Here is a 23365-nt window from a genome sequence, read left to right as displayed (position 1 = left end):
GCTTGTCGCTCTACGACGGCCGTCTATGCTCGATTCGCCACCCACGGACCCATAACAAGAACACGTGCAGGGAGCCTTTCTTGTCCCGATTCGGCAATGCGCACTGGTGGTCGCTGCAGGCCCCGCTTCTGCTCGCCATCGTCCTGCTGCTGGGCACCGCCGTTCATCTGGCCTGGCGCGGCAGCGCCTGGCTGAACCTGTTGCGCAGCGAGCCGGTGGTCGCACTGCCCCGCCCGCAGGCGCCGATCACCAGCGTCGCGCCGCCACAACTGGCCAACCTGTTCGGCCTGCCGCCGCGCGCCGCACCGGTGGCGCCGCCCGCCACCACCCTGCGCCTGACCCTGCATGGCAGCTTCGTGCATCCGGACCCGGCGCGCTCGAGCGCCATCATCCAGCGCGATGGCGGCCCGGCCCGGCGCCAGACGGTGAACAGCCAGCTGGAGCCGGGCGTGCGCCTGCATGCGGTCTACCCGGACCGGGTGGAAATCGACCGCAACGGAAAACTGGAAACCCTGCCCTTCCCCCGCCGCCGACAGGCGCTGGCCGGCAGCGGCGTCTCAGCCGTTCCCGCCTCGGCAGCGGCTGAGGCCCCGGCCGCCAGCAGCGAACAGCTGGCCATGCTGCAGGAAGAACGCTTCAGACAGCTGCGCGAACGCATGGCCACCCTGCGCCAGCGCATCCAGGGCAACACCGCCGAGGCTGATGTGCTTCCGCCTCCTACCGACTCCCCCACGCAAAGCGACTGACCGATGCCGCGCTCTCCCCTCGCCCTCCGCCTGGCCGGCCTGCTGCTGGCTTCGTTCCTTTCCCTGTCCGCCATGGCCCAGACAGCCGCCGTCGCGGATGGCCCGCCCGCCGAATACTGGACCATCAACCTCAAGGATGCCGACATCCGCGAGTTCATCGACCAGGTGGCGGAGATCACCGGGGAAACCTTCATCGTCGACCCACGCGTCAAGGGCCAGGTGAGCGTGGTCTCCCAGGCGCGTCTGTCGAGCCGGGAGGCCTACCAGCTGTTTCTCTCGGTCATGTCCACCCACGGCTTCACCGTCATCCCCCAGGGTGACCAGGCGCGCATCGTGCCCAACGCCGACGCCAAGGCCGAAGCCGGCGCGCCGGCGGCGCTGGCCGATCAGCTGGAGACCCGTCTGATCCAGGTGCAGCACAACGCCGCCAGCGAGCTGCTGCCGCTGATCCGCCCGCTGGTGCCGCAGTACGGCCACCTGGCGGCCGTGCCCAGCAGCAATGCGCTGATCATCAGCGACCGGCGCGCCAACATCGCCCGTCTGGAGGAGCTGATCCGCCAGCTGGATCAGAAGAACGAGAAAGACTACAGCGTGCTCAACCTGCGGCACGCCTGGGTGATGGACGCGGCGGAAACCCTCAACGCCGCCATCGCCCGGGGCCAGGCCGGCGGCGCCAACGGCACCCAGGTGATCGCCGACGGGCGAACCAACCGCCTGATCCTGCTGGGCCCGCCGGCCGCGCGCGCCAAGCTGGCCACCATGGCCCGGGCGCTGGACACGCCCAGCGTGCGTTCGGCCAACACCCGGGTGATTCGTCTGCGCCACAACGACGCCAAGACCCTGGCCGCCACCCTCGGCGAACTGGCGGCAGGCATGGCCAGCCCGGAAGGCGGCGGTGGCGCCGCCAGCCGCCCGAACAACATGCTGATCCGCGCCGACGAAAGCCTCAACGCACTGATCCTGCTGGCCGAACCGGAAACCGTGAACACCCTGGAGGACGTCGTGCGCCAGCTCGACGTGCCGCGCGCCCAGGTACTGGTGGAGGCGGCGATTGTCGAGGTGTCCGGCGATATCGCCGACGCCCTGGGCGTGCAGTGGGCCATCGATGCGCGCGGCAGCACCGGCGGGCTCGGCGGGGTGAACTTCGCCAATACCGGCCTGTCGGTCGGCTCCCTGCTGCAGAGCCTGCAGGATGAAAGCGTGCCGGAGAGCCTGCCGGACGGCGCCATCATCGGCCTGGGCACCGACAGTTTCGGCGCGCTGATCACCGCGCTGTCGTCGAACAGCAAGAGCAACCTGCTGTCCACGCCCAGCCTGCTGACCCTGGACAACCAGCGCGCGGAAATCCTCGTCGGCCAGAACGTGCCCTTCCAGACCGGTTCCTACACCACCGATGCCTCCGGGGCCGGTAATCCGTTCACCACCATCGAGCGGCAGGACATCGGCGTCACCCTCAAGGTCACCCCGCACATCAACGAAGGCGCCACCCTGCGCCTGGAGATCGAGCAGGAAATTTCCTCCATCGCACCCAGCGCCAGCCTGACTGCGCGGGCGGTCGACCTGATCACCAACAAGCGCGCCATCAAGAGCACCATCCTCGCCGAGGACGGCCAGGTGGTGGTGCTCGGCGGGTTGATCCAGGACGACGTGACGCGCAGCGAATCCAAGGTGCCGCTGCTCGGCGACATCCCGCTGCTCGGCCGCCTGTTCCGCTCCACCAAGGACACGCATGTCAAGCGCAACCTGATGGTGTTCCTGCGTCCCAGCGTGGTCCGCGATGCCGCCGGCCTGGCGGCGCTGTCAGGTCGCAAGTACGGCGACATCCGCGTGCTGGGCAACGACGGCCGCAACGCCGTGCTGCCGCCCAGCGAGCACCTCCTGTTCGATGGCCTGGGCGAGCGGCCGGTGGACCTGCGGCAGTAACCGCAAACCTCGCCAGGCCCGCTGGGCGCGGCTTCAGCCGCGATGCTCTTATGCGGGCCCAGGCCAGAAGCTCGCGACTGAAGTCGCTCCCACGGATCCGTGCAGCCGGCCAGGTTGGGGGGCTTCGCCTGGCTCCGCTGTCTGTAGGCGTGCTCCTGTGGGAGCCGCGCGACCGAAGTCGCTCCTACCAGTCCATGTAGCCAGCCGGCGCGTTTCACCCAAAAAGGCCGCCCATAAGAAAGCCCCGGCATTGCCGGGGCTTGTGGTACCGCCTGTTGCGTTACTTGTCTTCGTGACGCTGGTGCTTGAAGAACACACCGGTGTCGCCGAAGGCCGAGGCGATGAAGGGCGAAGCCAGCTCGATCTCGCCGATCTTCCGGGCACTGCTGCGACGCTCGTTGGCGTAGCGCTGGTTCAGCGACGGGAAGATGGAGGTCTTGATTTCGGTCGAGGTGGCGTAAACGTCATACACCTTGGTGCCTTCCTCGATGCTCAGCAGATCCTCGCGGAAATCGTGCGGCGTGCTGGCGAATCGCGACTTCACCTCGGCGCGCGGCACGAAGTAGATCTGCGTCGGCGCCTTGGGGCTGCTGACAGCGCTGCCGTCCTGCTTGACCTTGGCCATGTCGTCGACCCGCAGCAGGGTCGGCTTCAGGGTGACCGCCGAGAACAGGATCGTGGTGCCCAGGGTTTCGTTCGCCTCGGTCTGCACGAACTGCGAGAGCTCGTTGGCGAAGAAGTTGTAGTTGCCGCCCTGGCCGGACAGGGTGTACAGCGCCGAGACGTTCTTCGACGGCTGGCCATCCACGAAGGCTTTCCAGGCCAGGCCCGGCGCGAAGCCGCGATCGGCCGGATCGCCGGTAACGGAGAGGCGCAGCAGGCTATGGTCTGAACCGCTGGCGAACAGGCCGGTATAGCCGTTGTTGGCAGTCGGCACGAAACGCACCTTGGCCATCACCCCATGCGGGTGGATCGGTTTGGAGTAGCCAACCGGCGCGACGTCGCTATTTTTCTTCACCTTGTCCCAGAGGATGGAGCCGATCAGGCCGCCGACATCGACCGGCACCAGCGGGGGCAGTTCGCCGTCCTGGTACTGGGTACGCAGGGCGCCGTTGACCCAGAGGTTCTCCATCTTGTTGGCCGCCGGCCAGCTCTCGTAGTCCGCCGGGATGTTCAGGCCCCAGGGCTTGAACGCGTTCTCAACGCCCACCAGGCTGCTGTTGAGCTGGGGATTGTGGCGCTTCAGGACGTCCACCATGGTGGTGTGCTCGACCCAGTCGATACCTTCCTGGGTGTAGACCTCGGGGCGGTAGTCCTGGGTGTAGAAGCGGTCAGCCATCAGGCGGCGCGAGGCTGCGGAGATGAAGATCTGGAAGGCGGTTTCACCAAAGGCGAAGCCATCCGGGCGCACGGTTTCGGCCAGTTGGCCGACCAATGCATCGATCTGCTCGATATCGTTGTTGTACAGGCGTTTCAGGTTGGCCAGGGTTTCCGGATCCTTGGTCAGGTCCTCGAACTTGGTGATCGGATTCAGGCCAATCTGGCGGCGGAACTCGTTGTAGCGCGGCACGCCGCGCTCCCGGTCACGCAGCACATCGATGGTCGCCATGTCGACGTTGCCTACCAGCGGCAGGGACAGGTCGCGCAGGAAACCCGGGTAGTTGTTGAGGGTGAGCGAGCCGGGGTTGGTGATGCCGAAGGAGTACCAGAGGCGCTCCGGACGCTCGGCGGCCAGCAGGTTCTCAGCCTCGCGGTCGATGGCGTTCTGCAGCGGAATGGTGCGCGAAACCAGGTTCGAACCGATGTCATACACCTCGATGTTGTCGCGCATCAGCGGGTGCATGCGGTAAACCGCGACGAATTCCTCCGACAGGCTGAACGGCACGCCGTAGTTGTTGGTGGCGGCCGAGCCCACGATGCCGGTCAGAGCGTGGTCGATGGCGCTGTTGCCCACGCCGTCGGAAAGGTTCGGGTCAAAGCCTAGGATACGCGTGATGAAGGAGTCGGACTTGGCCAGGTCCTCACGCAGCTTGCGGACTTCCTCCTGGAAATCGCTACGCGGGCCGCCCTGGCCCAGCAGGCCCCACCAGTTGGAGTACATGGCGCGCTCGGTCACCGGGTTGGCGATCACCGCCGGCGTCCATTCCACGGTGTGGATCTTGGCCATCAGCGCGGAGTTGATCAGACGGGCCTTGTCGTACAGCCACTGGTCATCCTTGTCCGGGTAGCGGGCCTTCAGCCGGTCGGCGATGGCGTTGTGCTCCAGGGTGAACAGCTGGTGCAACATGCTCAGGCCCAGCCACCAGTTCTCGTTGAAGCCGGTGACCGGCTTGCCGCTGACGAACTCGCGGGGCAGGCGGTTGTTGGCATCGATCTTCAGCTTGCCATCCACGAAGGAACGGACCTTGTCACTGGCTTCCTTGCTGCTGCCGTAGAGTTGCGAACCGTCCCACCAGTGGGTGTTGTGGTTACGGAAGGTCTGCGGCAGGGCGGCTTCATCCGGGGTGCGGCTAGGGTCGGCCTGGGTACGGCGTACCGACATGGTGCCGGAGCCGAGCGGGTCGCCGGCCGGCAGCGGAATCTGAATCGGATCGGCTTCGGCGTTCGGGCCGTGGTCGAACCAGTCGTGGATCATGAACTGGATCCATGCAGCGGCGATGAAGTTGAGGCTGGGCGCGGGCTTGAACTCGTCGCGCGCCATCAGGACGTTACTGACCTCTCGCGGGTTGGGTGTCAGCAGCGTGTCGGTTTCGGCGTGTGCCGCGCTCAGGCCGACGTTACGGCTGAAGCGCATGTACACGGAACCTTCGGATGGGTTGGACAGGATGTTACAGGTGCCGTCCTCGGTACGTGCGATCTCGCTTCGCGGGTCGCAGGTGATATCGGCGTTGTGGCGCTCGTAGTTTTCTACGTCGATGAGGTTGTTTTCGAACAGCGCCTCGCGCTCCATCGCGAGCGTGATCAGGCCTGCGAAGATGCCTAGCGTTCCCAGCTTGGTGAGGGCTGGCCATGTTACCCAGACGGACATGCAGTATCTCCCTTGTTTTTATTGTGTGGTGCCGAGCGGTTCGGCGGCACCAGCTTAGGAAGGGAGGCCAGGGGCTGCCCCCCTCCCCAGGGAGGGGAAAGGGCGCATGGGCCTGCAGCTCGTCAGGAAACGGAGCGCGGCCGCGCACAGAGGATCGCCTCGGTGCGGTTGGCCACGTTGAGCTTCGCGTAGATGTTCTTCAGGTGCCACTTGGTGGTGGACAGGGCGATGCCGGTCCGCACGCTGATCTCGGTGTTGGAGAGTCCCTGCAGCAGGCAGTCGAAGATCTCCACTTCCTTGCCGGTGAGCAGGCCGGCCAGCCAGGGCCGCTGCGCCGGCGGCCGGGGGGCCAGGAACTCGCCGAACAGCTGCCGATAGCGTTCGGGGATGTCCAGCCCGGTCGCATCGAGCAGCCCGAACACCCCTTCGCCGAACCCCGGCGCCTCGTCGAACACCGAGCGGTTGATGGTGACCAGCCCGTACTCCTCGACCAGGCGCACTAGCGCACTCAACTGTTCGGCGTCGTCGTGCTGGCGCGCCAGCAGCGTCAGCAGGTTGGCCTCGACGATCAGCTGCCGCGCCCGCAGCTCGCCACGCCGCAGCGCTTCCAGCAGCACCCGCAGCACCCGCTCGGCGCGGCCGTGCTGGCCGCGCGCCTGGAGCCAGTACACCACGGCGAGCCCGCGGCGCTCCCAGCACTCGTCATGCTCGCGCACCCGCTCCCAGCTGCCCTCGGCCAGCGCCACGTCAAGCCGGTAGCGGCGCACCAGGCTTTCCAGCAGCGCCGTGCGCCCGGACAGCCAGGCCTGGCGTGCCTGCTCCTGGATCAACTGGCTGGAAAAACGCGTGTACTGCCCCAGTTGCAGCAGGCCCGCCAGTTGCTCCAGCAGACGGCTCGCCCGCTCGTGGGCCTGGCGGCGGAACAGTAGCCGCGACAGGGTGAGATAGACCGTGGCGATGGCCTCGGTCGCCGACGACGCGCTGACCCGCGCCAGCAGCTGTTCGCACAGCGGTTCGGCGGCCTCCAGGCGATTCTGCTCATACAGCGCCACCACCATGGCCGTGGCCCGGTTGACCCAGGCCGGCCGAGAGGGATCGGTGCGTTGGAAATCCGCACTGACCTCGCGGCGCACCTGGGCAACCCGACCGGCCTGGCGGTGGCAGAGGGCGATGACCAGATCGGCGTAGCTTTCCAGGAACGCCAGTCCGGCTTCGGCCAGCAGCTCCTTGCCCTGCACGGCGAAACGCAACGCGCGCGCCAGCCGGCCGCCGAGCAAATGGTGATAGGCGCCTATCACCAGGGCGCGGGCGCGGAGGGCCAACGGCTGTTCGGTGTCGGTCAGGCGTTCCCAGTTGGGCTCGGGCACGAAGTGGCAGTCCTGCTGGAACAGCTGCAGGTAGAAGGCCAGGCAGCGCAGGCTGGCCGGATCGGCGGACAGCGCGCACGCCTGGGCGAGGTGGTAGCTGGCCTGGTGGAAACGCCTCGACAGGGTCAGTGCCTCCACCAGGCACAGCAGCAGGCGCGGGTCGCCGCGCAGCCGCTCTTCGGGGAGCCGCCCCAGCCAGTGGATGATGGCGGCGAACTCGCCGCTGGCCAGCCAGGCCCCGCAACAGGTGCTCAGCACGGACTGGAACAGCGCGTCATCGGCGCTCTGCCAGGCATGCCTCACGGCCTGTTCATATTCGCCTCTGCGCAGGAAATGGGCCGCGGCGCGGCCATGCAGGTCGCCGACCCGTTCAGGCTGTTCGATAGCCAGGCGGCCGGCGAGAAAATCGCGCAGCAGCGCGTGATGGCGGTACCAGCCGGGCTCGGGCAGCGGCAGCAGGAACAGCTGACGTACCGCCAGGCGTTCCAACTGCCGGGCGGCACCCTGGGAGCCCAGCACGGCATCGCAGGCGGGGCCGTCGAAACGCTCGAACACCGCCGAGGTGATCAACAACTGGCGACAGCTGTCCGGGAGGCCGCGCAGCACTTCCTGGTCGAAGAACGCGGCGATACCCGCATGGCTGCCATCGAAGCGCGCCGGCACAGCATCGCCCTGCAGGGCACGCAGACGTAATGCCAACGCGACGCCGGTGGCCCAGCCCTCGGTGATTGCCAGCAGGCTGGCGAGCGCCTGCTCGTCCAGCCGGCTGCCGCCCAGCCGCTCATGCAGCTCGCACACCTCCTCTGCCGAGAAGCCCAGGTCGGCGGCGTCGACAAGCTGCACGCGGTTGGTCACCTGCAGGCGCACCAGGGGCAGATCCGGCCGCACCTGGCTGGCGATCAGCACCCGCACGTGGCTGGGCAGACGCTCCAGCAAGGCCGCCAGTCCGGCCAGGACGTCAGCGTCGCCGATGTGCTGAAAGTCGTCGAGGATCAGACACAGGGGCTCGGGACTACGCGCCAGGCGCACCGCCAGCCACTCCCCCAGTGCGGCCGGCGCCAAGCGCAGTACGCGCCCGATCATTCCGCCAACGGCCAAGCCCTCGACCTGTCGCTCCAGCGCTTCGAGCAGGCCGCGGAAGAAGCGCCGTGGCTCGTCGTCGCGCCGGGGAACGGGGTGGTAGATCTTGCGCACGTCGCCCGGGCCCTCGAGCCACTGCCGCAGCGCGGTGGTCTTGCCGGCGCCGGGCGGTGCCAGCATCAGGGTCAGCGGCACCCGCCTGCCCTGTTCCAGCAGCAGGACGAGACGCTCGCGGAATATCAATGGCGCGCTTCCTGCGGCCCCGTCATGGCGTTCCATGCAGACACTCCGAGGGACGCGCGCCGCCGCAAGCCGAAGCTACGGCGGCGCGGTCTTTCAGTCCGACTTGGCGGCGGCCAGCTCCTGTGTCACACCCCAGCCATCCAGCACGCCACCCAGCGGCTCGACCAGGTCCTCCAGCCCCTGCTCGAAATCGCCGATACCGGCGCGGGTGGCGAACATCACCTTGCTGACCTGCAAGTTCCAGGAACCATCGCTGCGCGCGCTGACCTGGGCATTGAGGGACTCTCCCCGAAAGTTGCGCGCCGCGCGGCGTGCCCCGTCCTCGTCGGGAAAGATGGCGTAGAACTCGATGGGATGGACGCGCGCGAAGTCGAACCCGCTTTCCTTCATGCGACGCAGAACCGTATTGCTGACATCTTCGTGCAAGGTCTTGCCCATGACTGAACGCTCCTCTCGATCGATCGTCTGTCGCACCGCAGAGGCCCATACGTGACAGGCTCGCACCTCGCCCGGCTACCAGACCGGGCAGGTGCCGGCGGGCTCTGTGCCAACGGCTTTGGAGAAGCAGACCGAAGCCGTCCATTGATCCTAGCCGTCCAGGCCGGCCTGCGCGCGGCCTTCCATCTTTTCACGGGCGTGCAACAACCGCTCGGCGGCGTCCAGGCGCAGACGCTCGCGTTCGTCGAAGCGCTCCTCGATCAACCGCTGCAACGCGGCCTCGCGCTCCGCGCCGCTCAGTCCGGGGTGCGCTTCGAGGCGTTGCTTCTCGGTCAGGTAGTCCTTCAGGCGCTGGCGCCATTGCTGTCGCTGGGCATCCAGCACTTCCAGGCGTGCGGTGGCCTCGGCGCCCACCAGTTGCTGGCGAAGCTGGCGAACCTGGGCAGGCGTGGCGTCAGGCCCGAGCCGTTCGGTCTGCACGCGCAACTCCTGCTGCAACTGCGGCAGCACATGCGCATGCAGCGCCTCGGGCAGTCCGGCGCGCAGCCGGTCGATGGCCTGCGCCTTGCCCGCATCGTCCAGATCGGGGTTCTGGCGAATGGCCAGGCGCTCCAGGCTGAAGCGATTGAAACCTTCCTCGCGGGCGAAGAACGCCTGGTGTGCCTCGGCACTGAACACCCGGGCGCGCAGGGCCTGTACGGCAGCCTCGCGGCTGCGCAGACCATCCAGCGTGGCCAGCTGCGGCAGCTCCTGTTCCAGCTGGGCCAGTTGCTGCTTGTAGTCCAGGTACTGTTCGAGCAGCGCCTGTGCCTGGTTGCGGGCGGGTGCTGCCAGGCTGGCGTCGATGTAGTCACGCAGGCGTTCGAGGGTGCGCTCCAGCGGCTCCTCGCCGATGGCGGCCAGGAAGTAGTCGAACAGGTGGCGAACCTCCTGGGTAACGATCAGATTGCCCGCCGCATCCACCTCGAAGCCGCCATCCACCTCGGTGCCGCGAAAGGACGGCGGCAGGCTGGCAAGCAGCGCCTCGGCAGTGCGCGATGGCGCTGAAGCCGGATCCGGCGGCGACGCCACGGGGGCCGACACCCGCGGCTCAGCCCATTCCAGGCGCGGCGATGGCGCCGGCGTTGCGGACGAACGCCCGAGATAATGGAAGCCGGCATAGCTGACCAGAACAGCCAGCGGCACGACTATCAGCACACGCTTCATAAGCACCTTCCCTGGTTGTGGCGAGCGGCGAGTCCGGGCCTTGCAAGCCCTCAGCCTGAGGCGATTGGCATGCTGGCTGAAGACGGTCAACGAATCGGTATCTCCTTCGCGAAGCGAAGGGGCCGTCCCCGGCCCCTCCGGGGGTCAGAGGCCGTCGTTCTTCAGACGGTTGGCATGCTGGCGGTAGACGGTGACCGGATCGGTCTCGAACAGGCTGGTGAGGCCGAAGAACTGGTTGACCTCGTCCAGGTGGTTCATCCGGTAGTTGTCGCGAATCACCTTGCCCAGGTGCGAGCTGCAGCGCCCGACCATACCGTCGTTGGCCTCGCCGCCGATGAAGGTCAGTGACGCCACGCCCATCATCCCGTCGCTGGGATCCAGCGGATTGGTCAGCGGGCTGGTGCCACTCCAGGAGTAGTAGTTCACGCCATTGACCTTGTAGGCGCCCTCGCCGCATTTCCTGAGGGGCATGCCCTGCGGGAACTTGGCGTTGAAGCGCGCGGCGCCTTCGCTGTGCAGCGACTCCAGCGAGCCCAAGGAGTCCTGCGGGTTGGTGCTGGGGCTACCGGAGAGGAAATGGATCATCTTGCCGATCTGGTTGACCAGCTCGGAAACGATGGTCTGGGTCAGCGAGCCGTCCGGGAACAGCTTGAGGAAGTCGGCGAGGTCCGAACCGGTGTGCGGTGCGCCGACGCTGGTGGCGGAGGCGATCAGATCCGGGCGCATGGCCGCCACGTAGCGCACGGTGGGGCCGCCGTGGCTGTGGCCGATCAGGTTGACCTTGGGCTTGCCGCTCAGGGCGACGATGTCCTCGACCTGCTCGATCAGTTCCTCGCCGCGCACTTCGGAGGTGTTCAGCTGGCTCACCTCGGTGGTGTAGACGCTGGCGCCGCCACTGCGCAACGCACCGGGAATGCCGTACCAGTAGTCGATGCCAAGCATGCTGTCCCAGCCGAGCATGCCGTGGGACAGCACGATGGGGTAACGGGTCTTGGTGTAGTCGGATGTTCCAAACAGTCTGTCGAGCAGTGAAGCGTGGGCGGCGCCTGTGGTCAGACAGGCCCCCAGGCCCAGGGCCAGCAGGGTGGTGGTCTTCTTCATGGCAATCTCGCAGCAGTTGATGTGAGGCGCAGCGTGCAATGGCCTCCCCGCAACGGGGCTGTACACATCAGCCGTGGGGAGATGGCAGGTTCCATGCCAGTCATCGTGCCTTTCGGCCGAACGCTCTGGCATCCGGGATACCCCCCCGGCAGCCGACCCACCCAAGGATTGGCCTGTTACAACGGGGAACGCATGCCGGGCCGCGAGAGGCTCCGGCGGGCGTAACGTTTGCGACGGCGCCGCCGCAGCGCCTGGCACGAGCCCAACGAAGGTAGGGGCATGGCACGACACCGCTCGTTACGAAACCAGGCCTCATTGCGAACGGCGCATCGGTAACCGGCGGCCAGGCAGGCTACCGTGTTCTCACTCACGTTCCTGGAGCTTCTGCATGACTGCCTACGTCGACCTGCCCCGTCCGCCCGGCACCGCACAACGCTTGCTGACCCGCGTCCTGCGCACCAGCCTGCGCCTGCTGTTCCGTGGCCTGATCCGTCCGGGCATGCCCATCGCCGGGCAACGCGCGGTGCTGCGCGCACTGACCAGCCTCACGCTACCGGCGCGCGGCGTGACCCGCACTGCGGGCCATCTGGGCGGCATTCCCTGCGAGTGGCATCGCCCGGCGCAGGACAACGGCCAGGTCTGGCTGTACCTGCATGGCGGCGGCTATCTGCTGGGCTCGCCGGCCACCCACCGCGCCCTGTGCGGCGCCCTGGCCCGGCAGTGCGGCCTGAGCGTCTGCGCCATCGAGTACCGCCTGGCCCCGGAGTCCCGCTATCCCGCCCAGCTGATCGACGTCCTGGCCGCCTACCAGGCGCTGCAGGACCTGGGCTATCGGCCGGAGCAGATCATCCTCGGCGGCGACTCGGCCGGCGGGCATCTGTCGCTGACCACCGCCCTGGAACTGAAGGAACGCGGCCAGCCGCTGCCCCGCGCGCTGGTGTGTTTCTCGCCAGTCACCGACCTCAGCTTCGAGCAGCTCCATCGGCCGCCGGCCGGCGACCCGATGATCAGCCTGCCGTGGATCGAACAGGCCCGCGCACTGACCGCCCAGCCCGGCAGCGATCCGCACAAGCCCTCGCTGTCGCCGGTGTTCGCCGACCTCAGCGGCCTGCCGCCGCTGCTGCTGCAGGTGGGCGAGGACGAGGTGCTGCTCAACGACAGCCTGCGCCTGGCCGAACGCGCCCAGGGCGCCGGCGTGGCGGTGCGCCTGGAGCGCTATCCCGGCTGCTGGCACGTGTTCCAGGCCCATGTCGGCGTACTGGACGTCGCCGACCTGGCGGTGCAGCGGGTAGCGGAGTTCCTGGCCAACCCGTAGGGTGGACAACGTTTTCCTTGTCCACCGCCGGCGGCCAGGAAAGCGCTGACCCATAACAACAAGAAAGGACCGCCAACATGCACAACATCCTCATCACCGGCGCGGCGTCGGGTATCGGCGCCGCCACCGCGCGGCTGTTTCACCGCCAGGGCTGGAGCGTGGGCCTGCTGGATATCGACCGGGGCGCGCTGACCGCGCTGGCCGAGGAGCTGGGCGGCGCCTGGCACCAGGTGCTGGACGTCACCGACGCCGACGCGGTGCGCGAAGCCCTGGAAGCGTTCTGCACCCAGCATGACGGCCAGTTGCGCCTGCTGTTCAACGGCGCCGGCATCCTGCGCTGCGGGCCGTTCGCCGAGCTGGCCCTGGAGGAGCACGTGCGCACCCTGAATATCAACGTGCTCGGCCTGCTCAACCTGTGCCATGCCGCCTTCCCCTACCTGAAGCGCACCGCCAACGCCCAGGTGATCAACATGAGCTCGGCCTCGGCGCAATACGGCGTGCCGAGCATGGCCAGCTACTCGGCCAGCAAGTTCGCGGTGCGCGGGCTGACCGAGGCGCTGGAGCTGGAATGGCGCGAGCACGGCATTCGCGTCGGCGACCTGATGCCGCTGTTCGTGGCCACGCCGATGGTCGCCAGCCAGCGCTTCACCCCGCCGGTGATGCGGCGCCTGAGCGTGAAGCTGAATGCCGAGCAGATTGCCCAGGCCGCCTGGCAACAGGCCCATGGACCGACCGTGCACCGCCCGGTGGGCTGGCAGTTCCGCCTGCTGTACCTGAGCGGCCAACTGGCCCCGGCCTGGATGAATCGCCTGGTGATGGGCTGGCTGAGCCGGGCCTGAAGCGGGCAACCCAGGGCAGCGTGCGCAACGGCGGTCAGCGTTTTTCCTGGCCGCCGAGGCGGTGTCCACAGAGCAGCCGCAACTGCACCGACGGGACCTGCAATTGAATGGAATGTACCCGCGCGGAATAGTCTTCTGGCTCATGGAAGTTGCGTTCTGAATAAGATTGGAAACTCCAAAATCTTCTCCAAGCCGCAACTACCGCGCACGACCTCTTCGAAGACAAAAAACCCACCTGAACCCGCCCATCCCTCTCGCCAGATTCACTCCCGAACGCCGCGCAAGTTGCTCCGCCCACGAAATTTTCTGAACTTTTTCGATTTTCCCGAAGCCCCCGTGATACCTGGCCTCCAGGGGGAGTATGCAAGCCAGAACCGCGCCAGGCGCGGCTTCCAAGGGTTGACCAGCCCCCCAACCCTTCTGTTAAGGTTTCGCAGCTCGATCGGATCGAGGTCCATTCACACTGTTTGCACAGGGTGAAATATTCAGCCCCAAGCGAGCGGACCCTGATCGCGAGAATAGAGCGTCAAGTTATTCAAGAATTAATGACGCCTGACGTTTTCATTTCGTTCTGCCCCACTCGAAGAACATTCGAATATGGCAAGAAACATTGAAACCGCACACTTCGAGGGGACTGGCACAGTTGCGCAACGTGGCCGCACGTTCTGCATCCGCCGTGTCTTGTTGTCGCGCACTCGTCTTGCCAGCCCCATTCATCATGCCCTCGCCAGCGGGCCGGCCGTGTGTCGTGTCCCGGCGACCATCCATGGCCGCGCGCCAGGCCTTGGATGAAGGGAGATAGCCAAAGGAGCCTTTCCATGTCGCATGGAAAAATCGTCGTCGAACATCTGTTCAAGGTGTTCGGCCCCGACCCAAAGCAGGCCATCCGCCTCCTCGAACAGGGCCATGACAAGGACCGCATCCTGGCCGACACCGGCAACGTGATCGGCGTCTGCGACGTCTCGTTCAGTGTCCAGGAAGGCGAGATCTTCGTGCTCATGGGCCTCTCCGGCTCAGGCAAGTCCACCCTGATCCGCCTCATCAACCGCCTGGTCGAACCCAGCGCCGGCGCCGTGTTCATCGACGGCCGGGACATCGCCACCCTGCCCGAGGCGCAACTGATCGAACTGCGCCGCCGCGACATGAGCATGGTGTTCCAGTCCTTCGCGCTGATGCCCGGGCGCAGCGTGCTGGACAACGCCGCCTTCGGCCTGGAAGTCGCCGGCGAGCCCCGCGCCGAGCGCGAAGCCCGCGCCATGGCGGTGCTCGAACAGGTCGGCCTGGCCCCCTTCGCCGACAAGTTCCCTCACGAGCTGTCCGGCGGCATGCAGCAGCGGGTCGGCCTGGCCCGCGCGCTGGCCGTGGACCCCTCGCTGATCATCATGGACGAGGCCTTCTCCGCCCTCGACCCGCTCAAGCGCCGCGAAATGCAGGACGTGCTGCTGGAACTGCAACGCCAGCACCGGCGCACCATCCTGTTCGTCTCCCACGACATCGAAGAAGCCCTGCGCATCGGCACGCGCATCGGGATCATGGAAGGCGGCCGGCTGATCCAGGTCGGCACGCCCCAGGAGCTGATCGACAACCCGGTCAACGACTATGTGCGGAACTTCTTCGATGCCGTGGATACCAGCCGCTACCTGACCGCCGGCCAGCTGACCAGCGATGACGTGCCGATGTTCGTGCACAACGGCAAGGCGCCCCGGGCGTCCACCGTGTGCCGTACCCTGGAGGAGCAGAACAAGGCGTTCGGCATCGTCATCGACGAGGACAATACCCTGCGTGGGGTGATCAGCCGTGAACAGGCCGCGCAGTTGGTCCAGGAAGACCAGGGCGCGCGCGTGCACAGCGAATCGCTGGAAAGTGTCGATCCCATGCCCGCCGACGCCTCGCTGGAACAGGTGATCGAGCGCCTGGTGGAAAGCCCCGGCCCGGTGCCAGTGGTCGATGAAGATGGCAACTACTGCGGCGCCATCAGCAAGACCGCCGTGCTCACCCAGTTGAAGGGGGGCCAGGCATGAGCGACAAGACCCTCGACCTCGGCAGCTGGATCAACGACGGCGTGCAGAACCTGCTGGACAACCATGGTGGCGCCTTCGACAGCGCCGGTCAGGTGGTCAGCGGCTTTTCCGAAGGCATCGAAGCGCTGCTGATGCTGCCCCCGGCCTGGCTGCTGATCGCACTGTTCGTAGCACTGGGCCTGTGGCGCATCGGCGTGCGCTTCGCGCTGTTCACCGCCGTGGCCTTCGCTCTGATCCTGCTGACCGGCTTCTGGGAGCAGACCCTGGTCACCCTCGGCCTGACCTTCTCGGCCACGCTGATCAGCCTGCTGCTGGGCGTGCCGCTTGGCATCTGGGCGGCGCGCAGCGACCGCGTGGCCGCCATCATCCGCCCGGTGCTGGACTTCATGCAGACCATGCCGGCGTTCGTCTACCTGATTCCCGCCGCCATGCTGTTCGGCCTGGGCCGCGTGCCGGGCATCCTCGCCACGGTGATCTTCGCCATGCCGCCGGCGGTGCGCCTGACCAACCTGGGCATCCGCCAGGTCAACCGCGAGCTGGTGGAGGCCGGCCAGGCATTCGGCTGCAACCGTCGCCAACTGCTGTTCAAGGTGCAGCTGCCCAACGCGCTGCCGTCGATCATGGCCGGGGTCAACCAGACCATCATGATGGCGCTGTCGATGGTGATCATCGCCTCGATGGTCGGCGCCGGCGGCCTGGGCAACGACGTGCTGGCCAGCATCCAGCGCCTGGACATCGGCCTGGGCTTCGAAAGCGGCATGGCCGTGGTGCTGCTGGCGATCATTCTCGACCGCATCACCGAAAGCTTCGGCACCCCACGTCCGGCGCGCGGCGCGTTGCGCGCCTGGTTCGATCGCCTGTTCACCTCCCGCTCCACGACACAGGAACCGTCATGAACAACCGCCTCACCCTGAGCGGCGCCGCCCTGCTGTGCGCCGCCCTCGCCCAGCCCGCCCTGGCCGCCGAGCCGGCCAGCTGCCAGCCGGTGCGCTTCGCCGAAATCGGCTGGGCCGACATCGCCGCCACCACCGGCGTGGCCATGACCCTCAGTGAAGGGCTGGGCTACCAGCCCCGCAAGGTGATGGCCTCGGTACCGATCGCCTTCACCGGCGTGAAGAACGGCCAGATCGACGCCTTCCTCGGCTACTGGGCGCCGTCCATGGACAGTATCGTGGAGCCGTTCCTGAAGAACGACGGCATCAAGGTACTGCCCACCCCCAACCTGGACGGCGCCAAGTACACCCTGGCGGTGCCCACCTACGCCGCCGAGGCCGGCCTGAAGAGCTTCCAGGACATCGCCCGCTTCAAGGACGCGCTGGGCGGCCGCCTTTACGGCATCGAGCCGGGCAACGACGGCAACCTGCTGATCCAGCAGATGATCGACAACGACCAGTACGGCCTGGGCGGCTTCCGCATGGTGGAATCCAGCGAGGCCGGCATGCTGGTGCAGGTTCAGCGCGCCATTCGCCAGAAGAAGCCGGTGGTGTTCCTCGGCTGGGCGCCGCACCCGATGAACACCCAGTTCGACATCACCTACCTGGATGGCGGCGACGACGTGTTCGGTCCGGACCATGGCGCCGCCAAGGTGTTCACCGTGGTGCCGCCGGACTACGAGACGCGCTGCCCGAACATGGGCCGACTGCTCAACAACCTGCAATTCAGCGTCGAGATCGAAAGCCAGCTGATGGAGAAGGTGCTGGACAAGCAGGACCCGCAGGTGGTCGCCCGCACCTGGCTGAAGGCCAACCCGGCCATCCTCGAGCGCTGGCTCGACGGCGTCACCACCTTCACCGGCGAGGACGGCCTGAGCGCCGTGCGCCGGCACATCGGCCTGTAAGGCTGTCGACAAGGAGACTTCCCATGCTCAAGAAAATCCTCTGCACCGCCGCCCTGGCCCTCGGCCTGACCGCCGGCGCGCACGCCGCCGACAAGCCCACCCTGACCTTCGGCTACGTCAACGGCTGGGACGACAGCGTCGCCACCAGCCACGTGGCGGCCGAGATCCTGCGCAGCAAGCTCGGCTATCCGGTGGAACTCAAGGCGGTGGAAGCCGCCATCATGTGGCAGGGCGTGGCGCGCGGCGACCTGGACGCCACCCTCTCCGCCTGGCTGCCGGCCACCCACGGCGAGTACTACGCGCGCCTGAAGGACAAGGTGGAGCTGCTGGGCGTCAACTACAGCGGCGCACGCATCGGCCTGCTGGTGCCCACCTATATGAATGTGCAGTCCATCGCTGACCTGAACAGCATCAGGAAGGACCTGCGCGGCCAGGTCACCGGCATCGACGCCGGCGCCGGCGTGATGCGTCGCACCGAGGACGCCATCAAGGCCTACGACCTGGACCTCAACCTAATGGCCAGCTCCGGCCCGGCGATGACCGTGGCCCTGGCGCGCGCCGTACAGGCCAACAAGCCCATCGTGGTCACCGGCTGGATTCCGCACTGGATGACCGCCAAGTGGGAGCTGCGCTTCCTGGACGACCCGAAGAAGGTGTTCGGCGATGCCGAGCAGGTGCACAACGCGGTCAATCCCGGCCTGCACGCCAAGGCCCCCGAGGCGGCCGCGTTCCTGAAGAAGTTCGCCTGGCAGGACAAGGAAATCGGCGCGGTGATGCTAGCCATCCGCGACGGCGCCAAGCCCGCCGATGCCGCCCGCGCCTGGGTGGAGCAGAACCCGGAGCGCGTGGCGCAGTGGTTGTGATGACTCAAGGAGCCCCCATGCCCCGCTTCGGCGAACAACTGCTTTACATCGCCGGCCGCCCGGTCGCGGCGACCTCCGGCACCCTCTTCGAATCCATCAACCCGGCCAACGGCGAAATCCTGGCCCGGGTGCACAGCGCCGGCCGCGACGACGTCGAGCAGGCCGTAACCAGCGCCCGCCAGGGCCAGCAGATCTGGGCGGCCATGGGCCCCTTCGAGCGCGCCCGCATCCTGCGTCGGGCCGTGGACATCCTGCGCGAGCGCAACGATGAACTGGCGCTGCTGGAAACCCTCGACACCGGCAAGCCGCTGTCGGAAACCCGGAGCGTGGACATCGTCACCGGTGCCGACGTGCTGGAGTACTACGCTGGGCTGATCCCGGCCATCGAAGGCGAACAGATCCCGCTGCGCGACACGGCCTTCGCCTACACCCGCCGCGAGCCGCTGGGCGTGGTGGCCGGCATCGGCGCCTGGAACTACCCGATCCAGATCGCCCTGTGGAAGTCCGCCCCGGCCCTGGCCGCCGGCAACGCGATGATCTTCAAACCCAGCGAAGTCACCCCGCTTTCCGCCCTGAAGCTGGCCGAGATCTACACCGAGGCCGGCCTGCCCGACGGCGTGTTCAACGTGCTCAACGGCAGCGGCGCCGAGGTCGGCCAGTGGCTGGTGGAGCACCCGGGCATCGCCAAGGTGTCCTTCACCGGCGGCACCGTCACCGGTCGCAAGGTGGCGGCCAGCGCCGGCGCCACGCTCAAGGAAACGACCCTGGAGCTGGGCGGCAAGTCGCCGCTGATCGTCTGCACCGACGCCGACCTGGACCGCGCCGCCGACATCGCCATCGCCGCCAACTTCTTCAGCAGCGGCCAGGTGTGCACCAACGGCACCCGGGTGTTCGTGCCGAGCGAGCTGCAGGGCGCGTTCGAGGAAAAGCTGCTGGAGCGCACCCTGCGCATCCAGCCCGGCGACCCGCTGGACCCGGCCACCCGCTTCGGCCCGCTGGTCAGCTTCGCCCACATGGAGCGCGTGCTGGAGCACATCAACAGCGGCGTGAACGAGGGCGCGCGCGTGCTGGTCGGTGGCGGCCGGGTGCGTGAAGGCGCCTTCGCCGAGGGCGCCTACGTGGCGCCGACCATCTTCAGCGCCTGCCGCGACGACATGCGCATCGTGCGCGAGGAGATCTTCGGCCCGGTGATGTGCGTGCTCGGCTACAACGATGAAGAAGAGGTCATCCGCCGCGCCAACGCCACCGACTACGGCCTGGCCGCCGGCGTGGTGACCCCCGACCTGGCCCGCGCGCACCGGCTGATCCACCGCCTGGAAGCTGGCATCTGCTGGATCAATACCTGGGGCGAGTCCCCGGCGCAGATGCCGGTGGGCGGCTACAAGCACTCCGGCATCGGCCGCGAGAACGGCCTGGCCGCGCTGGCCCATTACACGCGCATCAAGTCGGTGCAGGTGGAGCTGGGCGAGTTCGTGTCGCCGTTCGACTGAACCCGTGGCCGCGAGCGTTGCGGTGTAGGGCGGACAACGTTGTGCGGCCTCGGTCGGACGCCATCGGCGGACAGAAGAGCGCTGTCCGCCCTACACCCGAAAAGCATCGCGGCTAAAGCCCCTCCTACAGGGTCCGGGCAAGTCCAAGGCCCGAGCAAGCCCAAGGCCATGCAAGCCCGGGGCCCGTGCAAGCCGCCCGGGCGGCCGGAAAAGCGCCGACCGCCAGGCCCGCGCAATCACTTCACCGTAGGTGGCCGTCAATGCCATGGCCACCGTCTCGAGGAAAGGCAGTTCCCATGGAATTCGACTACATCATCATCGGCGCCGGTTCGGCCGGTAACGTGCTGGCCACGCGCCTGACCGAGGACCCCGAGGTCAGCGTGCTGCTGCTGGAAGCCGGCGGCCCGGACCATCGCCTGGACTTCCGCACCCAGATGCCCGCCGCCCTCGCCTACCCGCTGCAGGGCCGGCGCTACAACTGGGCCTACGAGACCGACCCGGAGCCGCACATGAACCACCGCCGCATGGAATGCGGACGCGGCAAGGGCCTGGGCGGTTCCTCGCTGATCAACGGCATGTGCTACATCCGCGGCAACGCCCTGGACTTCGACCACTGGGCCCAGGAACCCGGCCTGGAAGACTGGAGCTACCTCGACTGCCTGCCCTACTTCCGCAAGGCGGAGACCCGCGACAGCGGCGCCAACGACTACCACGGCGACAGCGGCCCGGTGTCGGTGTGCACGCCCAAGGCCGGTAACAACCCGCTGTTCCATGCCATGGTCGAAGCCGGCGAGCAGGCCGGCTACGCGCGCACCGACGACCTCAACGGCTACCGCCAGGAAGGCTTCGGGCCGATGGACCGCACCGTGACGCCCAACGGCCGGCGCGCCAGCACCGCGCGCGGCTACCTGGACCAGGCTCGCCAGCGGCCGAACCTGACCATCCGCACCCACGCCCTCACCGAGCGCATCCTGTTCGACGGCCTGCGCGCCAGCGGCGTGGCCTACCTGCGCGGCAATTCCAGCCAGCCGGAACAGGCCCGCGCCCGCCGCGAGGTGCTGCTGTGCGCCGGGGCCATCGCCTCGCCGCAGATCCTGCAGCGTTCCGGCGTCGGCCCGGCGCCGCTGCTGCGCGACCTGGACGTGCCGCTGGTGCTCGACCTGCCCGGCGTCGGCGAGAACCTGCAGGACCACCTGGAGATGTACCTGCAGTACGCCTGCAAGCAGCCGGTGTCGCTGTACCCTGCGCTGCAGTGGTGGAACCAGCCGGCCATCGGCGCCCAGTGGCTGTTCGCCGGCAGCGGCATCGGCGCCAGCAACCAGTTCGAGGCGGGCGGTTTCATCCGCACCGACGAATCCTTCGCCTGGCCGAACATCCAGTTCCACTTCCTGCCGGTGGCCATCAACTACAACGGCAGCAACGCGGTGAAGGAACACGGCTTCCAGGCCCACGTCGGCTCCATGCGTTCGCCGAGCCGCGGCCGGGTAAGCGCCCGGTCCCGCGACCCGCGCCAGCATCCGAGCATCCTGTTCAACTACATGAGCCACGCCCAGGACTGGGAGGAATTCCGCGCGGCGATCCGCATCACCCGCGAGATCATGGCCCAGCCGGCCCTCGACCCCTACCGGGGCCGCGAGCTGAGCCCCGGCGTGGACCTGAAGAGCGACCGGGAGCTGGACGACTTCGTGCGCGACCGGGCGGAAACCGCCTTCCACCCCTGCGGCACCTGCCGCATGGGCAGCGACGCGCTGGCGGTGACCGACGGCCAGGGCCGCGTGCACGGCCTGTCCGGGCTGCGCGTGGTGGACGCCTCGCTGATGCCGCGCATCATCACCGGCAACCTGAACGCCACCACCATCATGCTGGCTGAGAAGATCTCCGACCGCATCCGTGGCCGCGAACCGCTGCCGCGCAGCAGCGCCGCGTACTACGTGGCCGGGGATGCCCCGGCGCGGCGCTTGTAGGGAGGACAACGTCGTTCCGGGCGATATGCACTTCGGCGGCCGGAAAAGCACCGACCGCCTTCACAGAAGGTAGGGCGGACAACGCTTTACCTGTCCGCCGCTGCGCGCCGGGCCGGGGGCTGGAGTGGCGGACAAGAACGACGTTGTCCGCCCTACGCTGGCTTCGGCGGCCGAACGCGCCGCGCACGTCCTACGCCGGGCCTTTAGCTTGGCGGATCAGGGTGTCGCTCAGCGCCAGCGCGGCCTTGGAAAGCTGGTGGCCGGCCAGGTGCAGCAGGCCGATGCGGCGGGTGACCTGCGGTTCATCGAGCGGCAGGCAGCGCGCGCCCAGTTCCTCCATCTGCTCCCGGCACAGGCTCGGCACCGCGCTCACGCCGAGGCCTTCGGCGACCATGCGCCCGACCGTGACCAGTTGATGGCTCTCAAACGCCACCGGCAGCTTGCCGTGGCGGGCGATGATGCTGTCCTCGAGCAGCAGGCGCACCGCCGAGGGCCGCTGCAGGGTGATGAACGGCTCGCCGAGCAACTGCGCCCAGCTCAGCCGCTTCAGCCCGGCCAGCGGGCTGTGCGCCGGCACCATGGCGACAAAGCGGTCGTCATATAACGGTGTGAACTGCAGGCCATCGAGGGTGGCCGGTTCGAAGGCGATGCCCAGTTCCACGCGACGGTCGCGCACCATCTCCAGCACCTGTTCGTTGATCACGTCGTGCACCGTCACCCCGACCCGTGGATGGGCGGCGCGAAACGCCTTGAGCGCGGCCGGCAGGCGGTTGCCGGCGAACGACGGCATGGCCGCCAGCGCCACGCGGCCGAGCTGCAGGGTGAAATGCTGGCGCAGCAGATCCTCGGCGTTGTCCCAATCAGCCAGCAGGCGCGTGGCGATGGGCAGCAGGGTCTCGCCCTCCGGGGTGAGTGCCACACTCCGGGTGGTACGCACCAGCAGCTGGCCGCCCAGCGACTGCTCCAGGTTCTTGATCGCCAGGCTCAGCGCCGGTTGCGACAGGTGCAGGCGTTCGCAGGCCTGGGCGAAGCTCAGGGTCTGCGCCACGGCGAGGAAGGCGCGCAGCTGCTTGACGGTCATTGTTTTGTTTTCCTGATCAATGGCGAGGAAAAACAAACTTAACAAATAACACCCCAGCACCGAAGCTTGGGCGCACGCTTGGCAGCGCCCCTGCCCTCCCAACAACAACAAGAGGCACCCAAGAATGAGTGGACTCGACAAGCGCGTAGGCAGCTATGCGGAAGCCCTCGATGGCCTGCAGGACGGCATGACCGTGCTGGCCGGCGGCTTCGGTCTGTGTGGCATTCCCGAGAATCTGATCGCCGAGATCCGCCGCCGCGGCGTGCGCGACCTCACCGTGGTCTCCAACAACTGCGGCGTGGACGGCTTCGGCCTCGGCGTGCTGCTGGAAGACCGGCAGATCCGCAAGATGATCGCTTCCTACGTCGGCGAGAACGCCCTGTTCGAGCAGCAACTGCTCAGCGGCGAACTGGAAGTGGAACTCACCCCGCAAGGCACCCTGGCCGAAAAACTGCGCGCCGGCGGCGCCGGCATTCCCGCGTTCTTCACCGCCACCGGCTACGGCACCCCGGTCGCCGAGGGCAAGGAAGTGCGCGAGTTCGACGGCCGTCACTACATCCTCGAACGCGCCATCAAGGGCGACTTCGCCATCGTCAAGGGCTGGAAGGCCGACCACTACGGCAACGTGATCTACCGCCACACCGCGCAGAACTTCAACCCGCTGGCCGCCATGGCCGGACGCATCACCGTGGTGGAAGTGGAAGAGATCGTCGAACCCGGCGAGCTGGACCCGGCGCAGATCCACACCCCCGGCATCTACGTGGACCGCCTGATCCAGGGCACCTTCGAAAAACGCATCGAAAAACGCACGCTGCGCGGCTGA

At 67.5% G+C, this 23365-nt stretch carries 17 protein-coding genes; 11 read left to right on the top strand and 6 right to left on the bottom strand.

Annotated elements, in window-relative coordinates; translation table 11 throughout:
- The first annotated feature begins 80 nt into the window (after positions 1 to 80).
- Positions 81 to 746, top strand: coding sequence for a type II secretion system protein N (locus tag PT85_RS02530; RefSeq protein WP_052237585.1), 666 nt, complete (start codon positions 81 to 83; stop codon positions 744 to 746).
- Between the two features lie 3 nt (positions 747 to 749).
- The gene (gspD, locus tag PT85_RS02525) at positions 750 to 2669 is read left to right on the top strand and encodes a type II secretion system secretin GspD (RefSeq protein ID WP_039605838.1); all 1920 of its coding nucleotides are present in this window, start codon (positions 750 to 752) and stop codon (positions 2667 to 2669) included.
- 280 nt (positions 2670 to 2949) lie between these two features.
- Here the strand turns inward: gspD and PT85_RS02520 are convergent, their stop codons facing one another.
- The 5 genes from PT85_RS02520 to PT85_RS02500 form a co-directional block, all read right to left on the bottom strand.
- Positions 2950 to 5697, bottom strand: a complete 2748-nt coding sequence (locus PT85_RS02520; protein ID WP_039605837.1) for a peroxidase family protein — start codon at positions 5695 to 5697, stop codon at positions 2950 to 2952.
- Between the two features lie 122 nt (positions 5698 to 5819).
- On the bottom strand, positions 5820 to 8423 hold the full coding sequence (locus PT85_RS02515) for a LuxR C-terminal-related transcriptional regulator (protein ID WP_139182046.1): 2604 nt from the start codon (positions 8421 to 8423) through the stop codon (positions 5820 to 5822).
- Positions 8424 to 8480: 57 nt separating this feature from the next.
- The gene (locus PT85_RS02510; protein WP_027591666.1) at positions 8481 to 8825 is read right to left on the bottom strand and encodes a ribonuclease E inhibitor RraB; all 345 of its coding nucleotides are present in this window, start codon (positions 8823 to 8825) and stop codon (positions 8481 to 8483) included.
- 150 nt (positions 8826 to 8975) lie between these two features.
- Entirely contained in the window at positions 8976 to 10031 is a 1056-nt protein-coding gene (locus PT85_RS02505; RefSeq protein ID WP_052237583.1) for a lipase secretion chaperone, read from the bottom strand.
- Between the two features lie 144 nt (positions 10032 to 10175).
- Positions 10176 to 11132, bottom strand: a complete 957-nt coding sequence (locus PT85_RS02500) for a lipase family alpha/beta hydrolase (protein WP_027591667.1) — start codon at positions 11130 to 11132, stop codon at positions 10176 to 10178.
- Between the two features lie 388 nt (positions 11133 to 11520).
- Between PT85_RS02500 and PT85_RS02495 the strand changes: the two genes are divergently transcribed.
- The 8 genes from PT85_RS02495 (at position 11521) to betA (ending at position 21461) form a co-directional block, all read left to right on the top strand.
- On the top strand, positions 11521 to 12447 hold the full coding sequence (locus tag PT85_RS02495) for an alpha/beta hydrolase (RefSeq protein WP_039605836.1): 927 nt from the start codon (positions 11521 to 11523) through the stop codon (positions 12445 to 12447).
- Between the two features lie 77 nt (positions 12448 to 12524).
- A complete protein-coding gene (locus PT85_RS02490; protein ID WP_039605835.1) occupies positions 12525 to 13286 on the top strand; it encodes an SDR family oxidoreductase in 762 nt (253 codons plus the stop codon).
- Between the two features lie 818 nt (positions 13287 to 14104).
- Complete coding sequence (locus PT85_RS02485) at positions 14105 to 15307, top strand: quaternary amine ABC transporter ATP-binding protein (protein ID WP_039562697.1); 1203 nt, start codon at positions 14105 to 14107, stop codon at positions 15305 to 15307.
- A complete protein-coding gene (locus PT85_RS02480) occupies positions 15304 to 16203 on the top strand; it encodes an ABC transporter permease (RefSeq protein ID WP_027591671.1) in 900 nt (299 codons plus the stop codon). The genes PT85_RS02485 and PT85_RS02480 overlap by 4 nt, the downstream gene beginning before the upstream one ends.
- The gene (locus tag PT85_RS02475) at positions 16200 to 17144 is read left to right on the top strand and encodes a choline ABC transporter substrate-binding protein (RefSeq protein WP_027591672.1); all 945 of its coding nucleotides are present in this window, start codon (positions 16200 to 16202) and stop codon (positions 17142 to 17144) included. Before PT85_RS02480 ends, PT85_RS02475 begins: the two co-directional genes overlap by 4 nt.
- 23 nt (positions 17145 to 17167) lie before the next feature.
- Complete coding sequence (locus tag PT85_RS02470) at positions 17168 to 18007, top strand: glycine betaine ABC transporter substrate-binding protein (protein ID WP_027591673.1); 840 nt, start codon at positions 17168 to 17170, stop codon at positions 18005 to 18007.
- A 17-nt stretch (positions 18008 to 18024) separates the two neighbouring features.
- Positions 18025 to 19497 carry a betaine-aldehyde dehydrogenase gene (betB, locus tag PT85_RS02465; protein WP_039562695.1) on the top strand — a complete coding sequence of 491 codons (1473 nt, stop codon included), beginning with the start codon at positions 18025 to 18027 and terminating at the stop codon, positions 19495 to 19497.
- 296 nt (positions 19498 to 19793) lie between these two features.
- Positions 19794 to 21461, top strand: a complete 1668-nt coding sequence (gene betA, locus PT85_RS02460; protein ID WP_039562694.1) for a choline dehydrogenase — start codon at positions 19794 to 19796, stop codon at positions 21459 to 21461.
- 190 nt (positions 21462 to 21651) lie between these two features.
- Here betA and PT85_RS02455 read toward each other — a convergent pair whose 3' ends face one another.
- Positions 21652 to 22542, bottom strand: a complete 891-nt coding sequence (locus tag PT85_RS02455) for a LysR family transcriptional regulator (RefSeq protein WP_027591676.1) — start codon at positions 22540 to 22542, stop codon at positions 21652 to 21654.
- Between the two features lie 124 nt (positions 22543 to 22666).
- Here PT85_RS02455 and PT85_RS02450 point away from each other — a divergent pair, with 124 nt between their 5' ends.
- A complete protein-coding gene (locus tag PT85_RS02450) occupies positions 22667 to 23365 on the top strand; it encodes a CoA transferase subunit A (protein ID WP_027591677.1) in 699 nt (232 codons plus the stop codon).

Origin of the sequence: Pseudomonas flexibilis (assembly GCF_000806415.1) — a bacterium.
Classification (GTDB): Bacteria; Pseudomonadota; Gammaproteobacteria; order Pseudomonadales; family Pseudomonadaceae; genus Serpens; species Serpens flexibilis.
This window is presented reverse-complemented; position numbering and strand designations above follow the sequence as displayed.

Excerpts from the sequence above, each read along its gene's own strand:
- gspD (WP_039605838.1), top strand. The coding sequence starts at position 750 with ATGCCGCGCTCTCCCCTCGCCCTCCGCCTGGCCGGCCTGCTGCTGGCT.
- PT85_RS02520 (WP_039605837.1), bottom strand. The coding sequence starts at position 5,697 with ATGTCCGTCTGGGTAACATGGCCAGCCCTCACCAAGCTGGGAACGCTA.
- PT85_RS02515 (WP_139182046.1), bottom strand. The coding sequence starts at position 8,423 with ATGGAACGCCATGACGGGGCCGCAGGAAGCGCGCCATTGATATTCCGC.
- PT85_RS02510 (WP_027591666.1), bottom strand. The coding sequence starts at position 8,825 with ATGGGCAAGACCTTGCACGAAGATGTCAGCAATACGGTTCTGCGTCGC.
- PT85_RS02505 (WP_052237583.1), bottom strand. The coding sequence starts at position 10,031 with ATGAAGCGTGTGCTGATAGTCGTGCCGCTGGCTGTTCTGGTCAGCTAT.
- PT85_RS02500 (WP_027591667.1), bottom strand. The coding sequence starts at position 11,132 with ATGAAGAAGACCACCACCCTGCTGGCCCTGGGCCTGGGGGCCTGTCTG.
- PT85_RS02495 (WP_039605836.1), top strand. The coding sequence starts at position 11,521 with ATGACTGCCTACGTCGACCTGCCCCGTCCGCCCGGCACCGCACAACGC.
- PT85_RS02490 (WP_039605835.1), top strand. The coding sequence starts at position 12,525 with ATGCACAACATCCTCATCACCGGCGCGGCGTCGGGTATCGGCGCCGCC.
- PT85_RS02485 (WP_039562697.1), top strand. The coding sequence starts at position 14,105 with ATGTCGCATGGAAAAATCGTCGTCGAACATCTGTTCAAGGTGTTCGGC.
- PT85_RS02480 (WP_027591671.1), top strand. The coding sequence starts at position 15,304 with ATGAGCGACAAGACCCTCGACCTCGGCAGCTGGATCAACGACGGCGTG.
- PT85_RS02475 (WP_027591672.1), top strand. The coding sequence starts at position 16,200 with ATGAACAACCGCCTCACCCTGAGCGGCGCCGCCCTGCTGTGCGCCGCC.
- PT85_RS02470 (WP_027591673.1), top strand. The coding sequence starts at position 17,168 with ATGCTCAAGAAAATCCTCTGCACCGCCGCCCTGGCCCTCGGCCTGACC.
- betB (WP_039562695.1), top strand. The coding sequence starts at position 18,025 with ATGCCCCGCTTCGGCGAACAACTGCTTTACATCGCCGGCCGCCCGGTC.
- betA (WP_039562694.1), top strand. The coding sequence starts at position 19,794 with ATGGAATTCGACTACATCATCATCGGCGCCGGTTCGGCCGGTAACGTG.
- PT85_RS02455 (WP_027591676.1), bottom strand. The coding sequence starts at position 22,542 with ATGACCGTCAAGCAGCTGCGCGCCTTCCTCGCCGTGGCGCAGACCCTG.
- PT85_RS02450 (WP_027591677.1), top strand. The coding sequence starts at position 22,667 with ATGAGTGGACTCGACAAGCGCGTAGGCAGCTATGCGGAAGCCCTCGAT.